General features: G+C 63.1%; 13 protein-coding genes. 9 read left to right on the plus strand and 4 right to left on the minus strand.

What is annotated here, in order from left to right; genetic code table 11:
• Positions 1 to 2: 2 nt before the first annotated feature.
• The 3 genes from VGT77_RS08825 to VGT77_RS08835 are packed head-to-tail and all read right to left on the minus strand — an operon-like array spanning position 3 to position 2,552.
• On the minus strand, positions 3 to 464 hold the full coding sequence (locus VGT77_RS08825; protein WP_327461645.1) for a nuclear transport factor 2 family protein: 462 nt from the start codon (positions 462 to 464) through the stop codon (positions 3 to 5).
• Complete coding sequence (locus tag VGT77_RS08830; protein WP_327461647.1) at positions 461 to 1,774, minus strand: acyl-CoA dehydrogenase family protein; 1,314 nt, start codon at positions 1,772 to 1,774, stop codon at positions 461 to 463. The genes VGT77_RS08825 and VGT77_RS08830 overlap by 4 nt, the downstream gene beginning before the upstream one ends.
• 25 nt (positions 1,775 to 1,799) lie before the next feature.
• Positions 1,800 to 2,552: a glucose 1-dehydrogenase gene (locus tag VGT77_RS08835; protein WP_327461649.1), complete on the minus strand. Its 753-nt coding sequence runs from the start codon at positions 2,550 to 2,552 to the stop codon at positions 1,800 to 1,802.
• Between the two features lie 245 nt (positions 2,553 to 2,797).
• Here VGT77_RS08835 and VGT77_RS08840 point away from each other — a divergent pair, with 245 nt between their 5' ends.
• The 9 genes from VGT77_RS08840 (at position 2,798) to bfr (ending at position 13,373) form a co-directional block, all read left to right on the plus strand.
• The gene (locus tag VGT77_RS08840; RefSeq protein ID WP_327461651.1) at positions 2,798 to 5,077 is read left to right on the plus strand and encodes a TonB-dependent receptor; all 2,280 of its coding nucleotides are present in this window, start codon (positions 2,798 to 2,800) and stop codon (positions 5,075 to 5,077) included.
• Between the two features lie 10 nt (positions 5,078 to 5,087).
• Positions 5,088 to 5,825 carry an SDR family NAD(P)-dependent oxidoreductase gene (locus VGT77_RS08845; RefSeq protein WP_327461653.1) on the plus strand — a complete coding sequence of 246 codons (738 nt, stop codon included), beginning with the start codon at positions 5,088 to 5,090 and terminating at the stop codon, positions 5,823 to 5,825.
• A complete protein-coding gene (locus tag VGT77_RS08850) occupies positions 5,813 to 6,838 on the plus strand; it encodes a phosphotransferase family protein (RefSeq protein WP_327461655.1) in 1,026 nt (341 codons plus the stop codon). The genes VGT77_RS08845 and VGT77_RS08850 overlap by 13 nt, the downstream gene beginning before the upstream one ends.
• Complete coding sequence (locus tag VGT77_RS08855; RefSeq protein ID WP_327461657.1) at positions 6,835 to 8,481, plus strand: long-chain fatty acid--CoA ligase; 1,647 nt, start codon at positions 6,835 to 6,837, stop codon at positions 8,479 to 8,481. Before VGT77_RS08850 ends, VGT77_RS08855 begins: the two co-directional genes overlap by 4 nt.
• A gap of 1 nt (position 8,482) precedes the next feature.
• The gene (locus VGT77_RS08860) at positions 8,483 to 9,124 is read left to right on the plus strand and encodes a TetR/AcrR family transcriptional regulator (protein WP_327461658.1); all 642 of its coding nucleotides are present in this window, start codon (positions 8,483 to 8,485) and stop codon (positions 9,122 to 9,124) included.
• 66 nt (positions 9,125 to 9,190) lie between these two features.
• A complete protein-coding gene (locus tag VGT77_RS08865) occupies positions 9,191 to 10,378 on the plus strand; it encodes a CaiB/BaiF CoA-transferase family protein (protein ID WP_327461660.1) in 1,188 nt (395 codons plus the stop codon).
• The gene (locus VGT77_RS08870) at positions 10,375 to 12,042 is read left to right on the plus strand and encodes an NAD(P)/FAD-dependent oxidoreductase (protein ID WP_327461662.1); all 1,668 of its coding nucleotides are present in this window, start codon (positions 10,375 to 10,377) and stop codon (positions 12,040 to 12,042) included. Before VGT77_RS08865 ends, VGT77_RS08870 begins: the two co-directional genes overlap by 4 nt.
• A gap of 582 nt (positions 12,043 to 12,624) precedes the next feature.
• Positions 12,625 to 12,795 (plus strand): (2Fe-2S)-binding protein, encoded by a 171-nt coding sequence (locus tag VGT77_RS08875; protein WP_327461664.1) that lies wholly within the window; start codon positions 12,625 to 12,627, stop codon positions 12,793 to 12,795.
• A 92-nt stretch (positions 12,796 to 12,887) separates the two neighbouring features.
• On the plus strand, positions 12,888 to 13,373 hold the full coding sequence (bfr, locus tag VGT77_RS08880; protein WP_327461666.1) for a bacterioferritin: 486 nt from the start codon (positions 12,888 to 12,890) through the stop codon (positions 13,371 to 13,373).
• Here the strand turns inward: bfr and VGT77_RS08885 are convergent.
• A complete protein-coding gene (locus VGT77_RS08885; RefSeq protein ID WP_327461668.1) occupies positions 13,370 to 13,795 on the minus strand; it encodes an Hpt domain-containing protein in 426 nt (141 codons plus the stop codon). The genes bfr and VGT77_RS08885 overlap by 4 nt on opposite strands.
• Positions 13,796 to 13,875: the final 80 nt, after the last annotated feature.

Below are 13,875 nucleotides of genomic sequence, written 5' to 3' on the forward strand. Positions count from 1 at the left end.
TCCTATTGTGGCGGGGCGAGGGTGACGCCGGTCAGCGCGCTGAAGTGGTGCATGGTGACCTTTCGACGCTTGATCTTCCAGACGTCGCCACGCCGCTCGTATTCGTCCGTGTAGGTGGCCGACACGGTCTGCGCGACCTCGTCGGCGGTCGTGCCGATGCAGTCGACGTCGCAGATCCCGTTTGCATGGTCGCGGTCGGTGAACTGCACGACCAGATTGGTGGTGAAATGGCTGGATGCCTTCCACGCCGGCCACAGAATCTCTTTCACGGCACGGGCAATGCCCTCATGGCCGTGGAAGTCGCCGAACGGCGGTCCGATCTCCCAGGTGCAGTCTTCCCACCAGATGGCGAGGAAGCGGTCCCAATCATGCTTGTCGAAGCCATGGCAATAGTCGGAGACAAGGTCGAGAAGCGCGAACCGGCTCTCCAGCCGGTCAATGCGATGCTCTATCGTGTCGGTCATTCCGGCGTCTCCGGCGATTGCCGGAGCACGGCGGCGAACTTCGCCTCGGCGGCGGCGCGTGTTGTCGGGACATGGTAGCTTGGAAAAGGGCCTGGGGAGGGGGCGGCATTGCGGAGCAGGTCCTTGGCGACGGAGACCAGGTGGACCTCCGTCGGCCCGTCCACGATCCCCATCTCCGGAACATATTGCCACATGTCCATCAGAGGGGTTTCGTTCGACATGCCGAGCGATCCGTGGAGGTGCAGCGCGCGGTAGACGACGTCCTTCAGCACGCTCGGCATCGCCGCCTTCACCGCCGAGATCTCGCGGCGCACGGCCCGCGAATAGGCCTTGTCGCGGTCGAGCAGCCAGGCCGCATAGAGGACGTGCAGCCGGAACTGCAGGATCTGGGTGTAGCTCTCCGCGAGCTTCTCCTGGACCATCTGCTTGTCGGCCAGCCGCTCGCCCTTGGTCCGGCGGCTCACGACGCGCTCGCACATCATCTCGAGCGCCTTGTTGAGCATGCCGACCGTGCGCATCGCATGGTGAATGCGGCCCCCGCCCAAGCGGGATTGAGCAACCTTGAAGCCGCCCCCGATCGGGCCCAGTGTGTTAGCAACGGGCACCCGGCAGCCCGTGAAGCGCAAATAGCCGTGCACGCCCGATCCCAGCTCGTCCTTGGGTCCGACGGCGGTATTTCGGATGATCTCCATGCCTGGCGTGGGGTTGGGCACGATGATCATGCTCGAGCCCTCGTGCACGGGCACGTTGGGATCGGTGATGGTCATCAAGATGATGAACTCGGCAATGCACGCATGGCTGGCGAACCACTTCTCGCCGTCGATCACCCAATCCTCGCCGTCCCGGCGTGCGCGACAAGTAAACTCGCCAGGATCCGCACCGGCCTGCGGCTCGGTCATCGAATAGCAGGAGACGATCTCGCCATCGAGTAGCGGCTGCAGATAGCGCTGGCGCTGCTCGTCGGTGCCAAAGCGGGCAAGGATCTCGGCATTGCCGGTGTCAGGCGCCTGGGTCCCGAAAACAACGGGCGCGAAACGGCTGCGGCCAAGAATCTCGTTCATCAGCCCCAGCTTGACCTGACCGAAGCCGCGGCCGCCCAGTTCGGGACCGAGATGGCAGGCCCAGAGCCCGCGCTCCTTAACTACCTGCTGCAATGGCCGGATGATGGCACGCGCGCGGCCGTTCGGATCGAACGGATCGGCCGGCCCGCGAAACACAAGGTCGAGCGGTTCGACTTCGGTGCGGACAAAGTCGAGCATCCAGTCCAGCTGTTCCTGAAACTCGGGCTCCGTGGAGAAATCCCAGCTCATGGGCGATTTCCGCGCGTCGTCACGCTCAGCATGCCGCGTACCATGCGCCGTCAATCCAAAGCTCAGCTCCGGACACGTACTTCGCCTCGTCGGAGGCGAGATAGAGCGAGCCATAAGCGATATCCATTGGGTCACCGACCTCACCCATCGGGATCGATGCCTTAATGGCCGCATCCTGCTCCGGCGTGATGTCGCCCAGGATCGGCGTTCGGATCTGGCCTGGGAAAATCGTGTTAACGCGAATGCCGCGCTTGGCGAACTCCAGGGCGGCACCCTTACTCATTACCCGAACGGCTGCCTTGGACGCATGGTAGCTGATCGCGTTGGGGCTGCCGATCAATCCGTACAAGGAAGAGACGTTGACGATCGATGCGTTACCTGACTTGAGGAGCTCGGGCACGGCAGCCTTCATGCCGAGAAACACGCCGGTCTGATTGACCGCGACCATTCGGTGCCAGCCTTGCTCGCTTTCGGCTTCAATGCCGCCGGGGTGAAAAATGCCAGCTGTGTTCACCAGCGTAGTGAGCACACCGAAGGCCGAGACTGCCTCGGTGACCGCCGCGCTCCAGCTCGCTAAATCGGTGACGTCCAGCCGTACAAAGCGCGCGGTACCGCCCTCGTCCTGGATCTTCCGGACAGTCTCAGCGCCCAGCGCCTCCTGAAGATCGCCGATCAACACCTGCGAGCCCTCGCGCGCAAAAAGCGTTGCCTGCGCGGCACCGATTCCGCTCGCGCCTCCGGATATCAGGGCGACCTTTCCAGCCAAACGGCCCGGCATAAACTCTCCCTCAGCTCTGTTCTGAGCGCTAATACTTGCTTGCCGAAAGCAAGCCGTCAATCTTTTTCGGTCTTTGCTCCAAGACACCTTCGCTAGAAGGCGAAAGTTATCTTTGCTTGCCACGAGCAAGTATGTGAGGTAGTTGCTCCAGGAGGCCTTCCCGTTCCGCACAACAAGGGGATGGTCATGAGGAGAGAATGATCGAAGCCGCGACTCGAACCGGCACGTCACTTGGGAGGGAAGCCATGGCACATACGAGACTGATCTGCGTCCGCATCGCCCTGTTCGCCAGTACGACGTTGGCTCTCGGCCAATGGAGCACCGTGGCTTACGCCCAGGAAATGGCACAGCAGGCGGAGAGCACTCCGCTTGAAGAAATCGTTGTCACGGCTCGCCGAAGAGAGGAGAGCCTGCAGGACGTGCCTGCCTCGGTCAGCGCCCTGTCAGGTCTCGAGCTTTCACGGCGCTTTGATTCCGACGTGCGCGACTTTGCGGACTCTTCACCCAACATCATCATCGACGATACGCAGCAGGGCCCAGGCGGCGTGGCTGCCGTTTATATCCGTGGTGTCGGCGTGGCTGATGTCGAGAAGTCGGTCGACCCCGCGGTCGGCGTCATGTTCGATGACATCTATATCGGCCAAAGTTCGGGCAGCCTTTTGAAGGCGATCGACATCGATCGCGTGGAGGTGCTGCGCGGGCCGCAAGGCACGCTGTTTGGCCGAAACGCGACCGGTGGCGTTATCAACCTCGCCCGCTCGCGCCCGACACACGAGACCACCGGCAAGGCGCGCCTCACTTACGGGCGTTTCGACACCTTCAAGGTCGAGGGCGTGGCGAGCACGGGCCTCAGCGACACGATCGCGGCCAAGGTCAGCGGCGCCTATGAGCGCTCCGACGGGTATATTTACAATCGCTTCTACGACCAGCCGGGGCAACGGTCTGAGTTTTACGCCTTGGGCGCGGCACTCCTGTTTGAGCCGACCGACTGGCTCAACATCCAGCTCAGCTACGATCACCAAAAGACGAAGCAGGATCCGCCGCAGCTGCTTGCAGTTAATCGACCGACCGACCTGTTCTGCGCGGTTTACGCCCAGTGCTCGCCCGCGCCTGGCGTGCCCACCTCGGGTGACCGCTATGTGAGCGTGTCGAATGGCCCGCTCGGCAAGAACGCGACCTTTAAGCTAGACATGGCGATCGCCAAGGTTGGGTACGACCTAGGCTCTGACCTGTCTCTCGACTACATCTTCGGCTGGCTTAAGACAAACGAGAAGATCACACAGGACTTCGATGCGGCGCCGCTGACGCTCTACCACACCGACCGTCCGGCGCGCTGGCGGCAGACCACCAATGAACTGCGCCTGACGAAAGGGGGAAGTGGTCCGCTGACCTTCGTGCTCGGCGCCTACCTTTGGGACTCGCGTTACTCAATCAACCTCAAAAACTATATCGGCTTTGCCGGCCCGCCGCTGTTGACGAGCGCCCAGAACGTCACCCAGACCAACAAGTCTTGGGCCCTGTTCGGCGAGGCCGACTACAAGTTCTTCGACCGGCTGACGCTGACGCTTGGAGCGCGCTACACGCACGACAAGAAGACGAGTCTTGTAAACGACGGCACGATCTTCATCTACGGGTCGACCGTCGAGGCTAACCCGATCGCTTCCATCCCGCCGAGCCTAGCGACAGGGCAGATCGTGATGACGGCCCCCGTCAAGGAAGACTGGTCGAAGTTCACGCCGCGGGTCTCGCTCAAATATCAGTTTACGGATGAGGCAATGGCCTATGTCCTGTGGTCACGAGGCTATCGGGGCGGCGGCTTCAATGGCCGTCCGTCGACACTCAATGCAGCGACCATTCCTTATGATCCGGAAACGCTCGACAACTACGAGATCGGCTTCAAGACCGAGTTCGCAGGCGGCCAGGTGCGGCTGAACGGCGCTGCCTTCCTGATGAAGTACAAGGACCAGCAGCAGGACCTCGACGTGCCCGCACCCGGCACCTCGACCGGCCGCGAAAACCGGACGATCAACGCATCCTCAGCCGAACTGAAGGGCGCCGAACTCGACCTGACGGCGCAGATCACGCCGAACCTCCGCGTGAACGGCAATATCGGCTACCTTGACGCCAAATATAAGAATTTCGTTGGCGACATCTACAATACCGGTAATCCAATCGACGCGACATTCCTGAAAATTCGTCGGGCGCCCAAATGGACTTGGAGCGTTGGCAGCACCTATGAGATCGACGTCGGCAGCAATGCCTCTGCCTGGGTTACTGGCGACGTGCACTACATCGGCGAGCACGAGATCACCTTCCTCAACAATCCGAACCTGCGAAATGGCGGACAATATCTGGTCGATCTCTCCATCAATGCGCGCTTCAACAAGACCACCGTTAGTCTGTTCGGCAAGAATCTGGCGAACGAGAAAGGATGGACGATCGGCTACGATGTGCAGAATGTCTGGAGCTACGCCGCCCCAAGACCCCGCCGGACTTACGGCATCGCGGTGACGCAGACCTTCTAAGGCCGGCCTCATGAACCAACCCGTCAACCAGACGGCTAGCCGACGGTGGCTGGTCACCGGCGGCTCGCGCGGGATCGGGCGAGCGATTGTCGATCGCGCGCTGGCCGCCGGCGACCGGGTCTGCTTCCTCTCCCGAAGCAGCTCGGCGCCGGCAGAGGCGGCGGCGCTCGGCGATAGCGCGCTCGGCATGATCTGCGATGTTACCGATCCGTTAGCGCTCAAGGCCAGTTGCGAACGACTGACAGAGCTCTGGGGTGGGATAGACGTGCTGGTGAACAGTGCCGGTCTTCATCGCGGCGGCAAGGTGGACAGCCTGTCAATCGACGATTGGGACCAGACGCTCGCCACCAACCTGTCGGGGCCGCTGCACGCGGTCCGTGCCGCCCTTCCGTTCATGAGTGAAGGCGGGGCGATCGTGAACGTCGGCGCCGTGGTCGGCTTTCGCGGCTTCCCCGGCGACAGCAGCTATGGTGCGTCTAAGGCCGGCCTGTCCGGCCTCACGCAGGTGCTGGCGGCCGAACTTGCAAAGCGCGGCATCCGCGTGAACCTCGTGGTGCCCGGTTTCGTGATGACGGAGATGACCCACGGGGTCAGCAAGCGCGCCCGCGACGCCATCGTCGCCAAGGTCCCGCTCGGGCGGATGGGCGAAGCCGAAGAGATCGCCGACGTCTGCTTCTGGGTCGCCGGATCGACCTACATGACCGGGTCCACAATCTTTTCGGATGGGGGCCTGATGTGCGGCCTGTAAGCGCCGCTGCTGACTCTCGGCTGGCGACCTGGGTCGCCGATCATGCGGGGCTGCACGATGTCGTCATCGGCAACCCGCTCACGGGCGGCAACGCAAATGTCACCCGGATGATCACCGCACGCGAAGGCCGTTTCGTCCTTCGTCATCCGCCGACCCACGCGGTGTCTGACAAAGCGGCCGCCGGAATCGCGCGCGAGTTCACCGCCGTGTCTGCGCTTGCCGGCCAAGCGCCGGTGCCGCAGCCGCTCGTCTATTGCGATGATGCCGACGTGATCGGCCAGCCTTTCGCAATCCTAGAGTTCGTCGAAGGCGTCGCGATTACCGAGGTCTTTCCCAAAGGCTACGGAGCGGATGCCGTTGGTGCGATCGGCCGCTCGCTGATCGAGGCGCTTGCGGCGGTCCAGCGGGTAGATCCGTCCCCGCTGATGGCCCAGGGCTTTGGCCGGCCGGCCGGGTTCGCGCGGAGGCAGGTCGAGCGTTGGCTTGGCGTTCGGGCCGATCACGCGGTCCGCGATCTGCCGCTTCTGCAAGAGATCGGCGACTGGCTCCTCGCGACCGCGCCGGTCGAGGGTGCACCGGCGATAATCCATTGCGACTTTCACCTCGACAATTGCCTGTCAGCCCCTGACCGCCCCGAGGTGCGCGCGGTCATCGACTGGGAGATGGCGACCATCGGCGACCCGCTTGTCGATCTCGGCCTCTGCCTGTTCTTCTGGAAGCGCGACCCAGAGGATGCGCTCGGCTTCCCCGTCATCCAAGCCGTCTCCAATCGCCCCTACGCACCGGAGCGGCAGGCCTTGGCAGACCAATGGTCGACGGCGACCGGTCGCGATCACGACGCGCTTGTCTGGCACATGGTTTTGGCCGCTTGGCGTCTTGCTGCCATCGTGGAGGGCGCATGGCTGCTCCATGTACAAGGCAAGGCGGTCAGCGACTATGGCCGCCGCCTGGAACACGACGTTCCCAACCTCCTCCGTGAAGCGCAGGCACTGATCGAGGGAGCGCAGCGATGATCGACGCCACCATGATGGATATGCCGCTGACTACGCAGATGATCCTACGCCGCGGCCGTCGCCATTTCGCCGACAGCCAGGTCTCGACATTCGACGGGCAAGACCTGCAGAGGATGAGCTTCGCCCAGGTCGCGGATCGCGCGGCCCGCCTGGCGACTGCGCTGGATTCGCTGGGGCTGGAGCGCGGCGACCGGGTCGGCACTTTGTGCTGGAACAGCCATGCTCATCTCGAGGCCTATCTGGCGGTGCCCGCCTCGGGCCGTGTCCTGCACACGCTCAACCTCAGACTCCATGCCGACCAGATCGGCTGGATCGCCGCCCATGCTGACGATCGCGCCATTATCGTCGATCCGGATCTGCTGCCCTTGCTGGCGGATGTGGCTGCGAACCTGCCCCGGTTGAAACATGTGATCGTGACCGGCCCCGGCGACACCGCGCCGATTTCAGGCAGGCTCGTCACGGTTCACTCGCTCGACGAGCTGGTTCGGGCACATTCGCCAATGACGGACTGGCCGGAGCTGGACGAACGCGCCGCCGCCGCCATCTGCTACACCTCCGGCACGACCGGGGATCCGAAGGGCGTGGTCTACAGTCACCGATCGGTCTTCCTGCACAGCCTCGCGTCGCTCGGCTCGGATGCATTCGGCGTCTGCAATTCTGATCGGGTGCTGATGATGCCGCCGATGTTCCACGCCAATGCCTGGGGGCTTCCCTATTCCTGCTGGCTGGCCGGCGCGGACATGATCATGCCTTCGCGGCATCTGGGGCCTGAGCCCGTCGCCGCGATGGTCAAGACGGGGCGGCCGACGCTCACGATGACCGTTCCGACGATCCTCAACGACCTGCTTGCGCGCAACGATCGGCAGCCGATCGACATGAGCAGCTTCCGAGTGATCATCGCCGGCGGGTCTGCGGTGTCGGCCCATCTGATCGAACGTGTCAGGGCGGCCTGGGATGTGGGCCTTGTCCAGGGCTGGGGCATGACCGAGACGAGCCCCATGTGCGTCCTGTCCCACCCGCCGCGCGGAACCGGACAGGACGAAGAAGCCGGTTGGCGGTCGAAAAGCGGCCGCCCAGTCGCCGGGGTCGAGGTGCGGATCGTCGACGATGCCGGCGCCCCGGTTGCGGAGGATGGCAAGGCTGCTGGCCGGCTGCAGGTGCGCGGCCCGTGGATCACCGCCTCTTATCTCGGGCTTCCTGATGCGAGGACCGACGATGGCTGGTTCGATACCGGCGATGTCGGCAGCATCGATGGGCTCGGCTATGTCCAGATCACCGACCGCGCGAAGGACCTGATCAAGTCGGGCGGCGAGTGGATCTCTTCCGTCGATCTCGAAAATGCGCTGGCGGCGCTTCCCGGCATTGGCGAAGCGGCGGTCGTTGCCGTGCCGCATCCGCGCTGGGAGGAACGGCCGCTCGCGATCATCGCCTGGACAGGTGACGATGCACCGGATTTTGCAGCGCTTCGGAGCCAGCTGCGCGGGCGGATGGCAAAGTTCATGATCCCCGAATATTGGAGCCGCCTATCCGCCTTGCCCAAGACGAGTGTCGGCAAGATCGACAAGCGGCGCTTGCGCGAGCAAGTGGCTGCGGGCGATATCGAAATCGTCCAGGACCTGTCGTTTGCCGCGGAAGAATGCTGACATGAATGAGATTTCCGCCATTCGTCGCTCGAACCCGCCCCGGATGACCCAGGCCGAACGAACGGCCCTGTCAGATGCACGGATGCTGAAGGCGGCGCAGGAGCTCATCGCCGAACGTGGAACGCACAATACTACGTTGCGCGAAGTGGGCGAGCGTGCCGGCTACAGCCGGGGGCTAGCGAGCAACCGTTTCGGTTCGAAGGAGGGTCTTTTCAGCCAACTCGTGCTCGACTTCAACCGCCGCTGGGCAGAGGAACTGCGTCGGACGGTCGGCGACAGCACCGGTCTTCCCGCGCTCGCCGCCGCACTCAGGACGGTAGAGTTCTATCTGATCAACCGCCCTGCCGAGATGCGGGCGCTCTACATCCTCTGGTTTGAGTCAATGTCGAGCCATGACGAGGTGCGCCAGCGGCTGGCGCTCAATCACAAGGCTTACCGCCGCGACGCCGAACGCTGGGTTCGCGAGGGGATTCAGGAGGGCACGATCCGCAACACGGTCGACGCGAAAACGTTCGCGGTTGAGTTTTCCTCCGTCATCTTCGGACTGATCTACCAATGGCTGATCGATGCCGACAGCATCGATGTTCCCGCCGTTTTCCAGCGCTACCAGCGCAATGTCGTCGAACAGCTGGCGGTTGGCTGAAGTGTCAACTTCCACCTCCCTCCAGATACTTGCTGGACACGAACAAGCGTTGGGAAGAGGAGCCGTATGATTGACGCTGCGTCCCAGCTTTCGCCCCCACTCTATGGCGTGCGAGTGATTGAACTCGCCGGCATCGGCCCTGCACCCTTCTGCGGGATGATGCTTGCCGATCACGGCGCCGAGGTCATCCGCATCGACAAACCGGGCGGCAGCGATCCTTTGGCGCTGGATCAGAGCCGCGACGTGCTGCTGCGGTCGCGCCGCTCGATCACGCTCGACTTGAAGCAGCCCCGATCGATTGAGATCGTGAAGCGCCTCGCGGCCACTGCGGACGGCATCATCGAGGGCTTCCGGCCCAGCGTCGCCGAGCGGCTGGGCCTGGGCCCCGACGTGCTGATGGAGGTCAATCCCGCGCTCGTCTATGGCCGCATGACCGGCTGGGGTCAGGAGGGGCCGCTCTCGCATAAGGCGGGGCACGACCTCAACTATATCGCGCTCACCGGCGCGCTTGCCGCGATCGGTCCGGCCGACCGGCCGCCGGTGCCGCCGCTCAACCTGATCGGCGATTATGGCGGCGGCGGCCTGATGCTTGCCTTCGGTTTCGTGACCGCCCTGCTGGCCGCGCGCCAGACCGGCGTCGGCCGCATCATCGACTGCGCGATGGTAGACGGCGCGGCGGCGCTGTCCGCGGCCATGTGGTCGCTCCGCCAGAACAGCATGTGGGACAACGGACGCGGCGAGAATCTGCTGGACGGAGGCGCGCCTTTCTATGGCTGCTATGCCTGTGCCGACGGCGAATTCGTGGCGGTCGGCGCCATTGAGGACAAATTCTACACGGAACTGCTGACAGGCTTGGGCCTCGCCAGAGACCCGCTCTTCGCCGCCCAGCACGACCGGTCCCGGTGGCCGGCGATGAAGGCGCGCATGGCTGAGGTCTTCGCATCGAAGCCGCGCGCCGAATGGACGCGCCTGCTCGGCCAGCGCGACTGTTGCTTCAGCGAAGTGCTGACCTTCGACGAGGCGCCCGATCACCCGCATAATGTGGAGCGCGGCAGCTATTTCGAGACCGGCGGCGTGGCCCAGCCGAGGCCCGCCCCGCGGTTTTCGAACACCGAGCCAGTCGCGCCGGTCCTCTGGCGCAGCGACTCCGCACGCGCCGAGCTTCTGGCCGAGATCGGGATGCCCGACGACGGCGCCCCCGGCCAGCTAGCGCATCAACGAGAAACCGAGATGATTGAGGAGCAGGAACGATGAGCACTACCGATGTTGTCGAAAACCCGGCGGCCCAGGCGCGACCGGCGGCGACGCACGGGTTCGACTTCGATGTGATCGGGATCGGCGCCGGTTTTGCCGGCCTGGCCCTGATCCACAACCTCCGCGAAGCCGGCGTGTCGGTCCGCGTGTTCGACAAGGCGTCCGATGTCGGCGGCACCTGGACGTGGAACCGCTATCCCGGTGCCGCCACGGACAGCGAGAGCTATTATTACTGCCTCGCCTTTTCCAAGGAGATTCTCGACGAATGGTCCTGGTCGAGCCGTTACGCCGGCTGGGAGGAAACCCAGAGCTATCTCCGCTTCGTCGCAGACAAGTGCGATCTGTGGCCGGACATTCAGCTGAATACCGAGATTGTCGAGGCGAAGTACCTGAACGATCGCGGCGGCTGGCAGGTCACCTCCAAAGCCGGCGAGACCTACACGTCTAAATATCTCGTCAGCGCCATGGGCATGATCTCTGAGCCCATGATCCCGAGCATTGCCGGAATGGACCGTTTCAATGGACCGCTCTTCCACTCGGCCCGCTGGCCGCAGGAAGGGCTCGACTATGCCGGCAAGCGGATCGCCATCATCGGCTCCGGCGCAACGACGGTGCAGATGCTCCCCGTGGTCGCTGAGGCCGCCGGCAGCGTCACCGTCTTCCAGCGCACGCCGAACTATATCCTGCCGGCGATGCAGAAGCCCATGACCCCGGAGTGGGAAAAGGAGATCAAGGCCAACTATGACGCCGTGATCGCCAAGTGCCGGAATCACGTGTTTGGCATGGCGTTCGACAGCCCAGTCGGCCGCAACGCGATGGATTGTACGCCTGAAGAGCGTGAGCGCATATTCGAGGAGAATTGGACCGGCAGCTTCCGCTGGGTCTTCGAGACCTTCGACGATCTGCTGGTCAATCCGGAAGCGAACCGCCTCGCGGGAGATTTCATCGTCCGGAAAATGAAAGAGCGCGTCCGCGATCCCGAAATCGCCGAGATGCTGTCGCCCAGCTTCGACGACTATCCGCTGTTCGCTAAGCGCCCGCCGCTCGATCACGGCTACTTCGAGGCGTTCAACCGCGACAACGTTCACCTCGTCGACATTGGCAAGCGCGAGCCGCTGGTGGAGATCACTGAGACCGGCATTCGCACCGAAAAGGCGCATTACGAGTTCGACATCATTGTGCTGGCCACGGGATTCAAAGCTTATACCGGAGCGCTCGAAGCCTTTCCTATTCGCGGCGAAACCGGCGAAAGCCTCGCCGAAAAGTGGAAGAAGGTCTCTGCCAGCATCATGGGCGTCTGCGTCGCAGGCTATCCGAACCTTTTCCTCGTGACCGGACCGCAGGCGCCGTTCGCGAACCTGCCGACCTCCATCGAGCAGAATGTTAAGTGGATCCGAGCCTGCATCGAGAAGATGGAGTGCAAGGGCTATGCTGTCTTCAAGCCCCGGATCGAGGCCGAGCGCGAATGGACCGCCCACACCGCCGACATCCACCGGCAGACGCTGATGGCTGAAGGCGACAAGGTCCATTCCTGGATGATGGGCGCCAATCGCGAGGACAAGCCGCCGCGCGAGCTCATCTATTTCGGCGGTGCCAATGTCTATTACGACCGACTGGAACAGTCTGCCAAAGGAGGCTTTCCGGAGCTAGAGTTTGAAACTTAAAGTGGTGGTTCGTGAACCTCGACACTGAGCTGCCAGTGCGCAGCGGAAGTGCGAATGCCACCGCAGCAAAACGGCGCTCGCAACGTCGGTCTGATCCTCGCCTTACCTACTAGGCGGGTGCTCGGCAGCGCACAGGTAGTTCGCACTGTCCCTACGCGGCTAAGTACTTTCGTGGGCGGTGATCGCGCCTGCTCAGCATCGACGGCGGACATCCGCGCTGCGCGATGGGGATCGGCGGCATTGTGTTGTTAGCGGACTTTCGCGTGGCACCTACCATTTGGCAGCTATGGGCGCAGAACGGACGCTGTCATCGGCCAATCACGCGGGGTATCAAGATCAGCAAAGCTGCGCCAGAGTGGCAAGAGGCGGAAACGTGTTCGCATCAGACTGCCAGCACCGCCAGTTTCACGCCAACTAAGCCGCCGGCACCTGGGTGTGCGCTCCAGCATCTGCATCCTGCGTCAATAACTCTGCCTCCGATGTCAGCGTCGCTGCCTTGCTCAAGGACAGCGTCGCCTGATTTGTTGCGGCTGAGCAGTCAGCGCTATTGCGAGTTAATCGCAACTAAGTCATAAGCTCCGCATGATCGTCTGTAATTGCAATGCGATTCGGGAGCGGGATGTGCGCGAGGCCGTGCGCCAGGGGCATCGCGATCCCTTGTCCGCCTACCGGTCGCTCGGCCGCCGCCCTCGTTGCGGCCAGTGCATTCCGTTTGCGCGTCAGGTGATCGCCGCGGAAGCCGCTATTGCCTAGCGTTCGCGGGGGCTGAAGGCGCAGTTTTCGGCCATTTCTCGCGTGTCATTCTGCCCCACCCGGCGTTATGCTGGCGTAAACGGAGGCATGCGATGCAAGGCGATCCCAAGGTCATCGAATATCTGAATGACGCGCTCAAGAACGAGCTGACGGCGATCAATCAATATTGGATGCACTATCGCCTGCTCGACCATTGGGGCGTGACGCGGCTTGCCGAATTCGAGCGGCACGAGTCGATCGACGAGATGAAGCATGCCGACTGGCTGTCGGAGCGCATCCTGTTCCTCGAGGGGCTGCCCAACTTTCAGATGCTCGGCCGGCTACGCATCGGCGAAACGGTCGAGGAAGTGCTGAAAGCCGACCTGGAACTGGAAAAGGAAGCGATCCCGCTGCTGCGCGATGCGATCCAGCATTGCGAGGCCGTGCGCGACTATGTCAGCCGCGACCTGTTCAAGCGCATCCTCGAAAACGAGGAAGAGCATGTCGACTATCTCGAAAAGCTGTTCGATCAGATCAAGCTGATGGGCATCCAGAACTTCGTCCAGCTCCAGGCCAAGCCTTCGGAAGAGGAAGGTTAGCCTGCCCGGCCGAAGACGGCGCGGCGGCCGAAACCGGCGGCCGGACGCCGCGTCGCGAGCGGGTTGGTTTCACGGTCGAACAGTTCGAGTGTAGCGTCAAAGAGCGGGCGGAGCTTGACGACTTCCGGGATCAGCTCGTCCGGCGTGGTCTGCAGCTCGACGCAGCGGCGCGCTGTCATCTCGATCACTTCGGCCAGGTCGCCGAGCGGTTCCGCCCCGAACTGCCGTGCCTCACCCTTCAGCGTATGGGCCGGACGGACGAGAGCCGCGGCGCTTTTCGCCCGCATCGCTCCCTCGATCGCATCGAGCGACTTCACCCCGTCCTCGCGGAAATAGCCGAGGATCCGCACAAAATCCGAGCCGAGTTCGGCGCGGGCCTGGTTGAATGCGGTCCAGTCGATCAGCGAGGCGTGTGCGGACATGCTGCCTGTCTTAGGCGGCTCAGGTAAACAGGTGGTTGCCGCCGGCGAGCGGATTCGACGTTTCGAGAAAAACGCGATGA

It is taken from the genome of Sphingomonas sp. (assembly GCF_035944535.1).
In the GTDB taxonomy this organism is placed as follows: Bacteria; Pseudomonadota; Alphaproteobacteria; order Sphingomonadales; family Sphingomonadaceae; genus Sphingomonas_B.

Excerpts from the sequence above, each read along its gene's own strand:
- VGT77_RS08825 (WP_327461645.1), bottom strand. The coding sequence starts at position 464 with ATGACCGACACGATAGAGCATCGCATTGACCGGCTGGAGAGCCGGTTC.
- VGT77_RS08830 (WP_327461647.1), bottom strand. The coding sequence starts at position 1,774 with ATGAGCTGGGATTTCTCCACGGAGCCCGAGTTTCAGGAACAGCTGGAC.
- VGT77_RS08835 (WP_327461649.1), bottom strand. The coding sequence starts at position 2,552 with ATGCCGGGCCGTTTGGCTGGAAAGGTCGCCCTGATATCCGGAGGCGCG.
- VGT77_RS08840 (WP_327461651.1), top strand. The coding sequence starts at position 2,798 with ATGGCACATACGAGACTGATCTGCGTCCGCATCGCCCTGTTCGCCAGT.
- VGT77_RS08845 (WP_327461653.1), top strand. The coding sequence starts at position 5,088 with ATGAACCAACCCGTCAACCAGACGGCTAGCCGACGGTGGCTGGTCACC.
- VGT77_RS08855 (WP_327461657.1), top strand. The coding sequence starts at position 6,835 with ATGATCGACGCCACCATGATGGATATGCCGCTGACTACGCAGATGATC.
- VGT77_RS08860 (WP_327461658.1), top strand. The coding sequence starts at position 8,483 with ATGAATGAGATTTCCGCCATTCGTCGCTCGAACCCGCCCCGGATGACC.
- VGT77_RS08865 (WP_327461660.1), top strand. The coding sequence starts at position 9,191 with ATGATTGACGCTGCGTCCCAGCTTTCGCCCCCACTCTATGGCGTGCGA.
- VGT77_RS08870 (WP_327461662.1), top strand. The coding sequence starts at position 10,375 with ATGAGCACTACCGATGTTGTCGAAAACCCGGCGGCCCAGGCGCGACCG.
- VGT77_RS08875 (WP_327461664.1), top strand. The coding sequence starts at position 12,625 with ATGATCGTCTGTAATTGCAATGCGATTCGGGAGCGGGATGTGCGCGAG.
- bfr (WP_327461666.1), top strand. The coding sequence starts at position 12,888 with ATGCAAGGCGATCCCAAGGTCATCGAATATCTGAATGACGCGCTCAAG.
- VGT77_RS08885 (WP_327461668.1), bottom strand. The coding sequence starts at position 13,795 with ATGTCCGCACACGCCTCGCTGATCGACTGGACCGCATTCAACCAGGCC.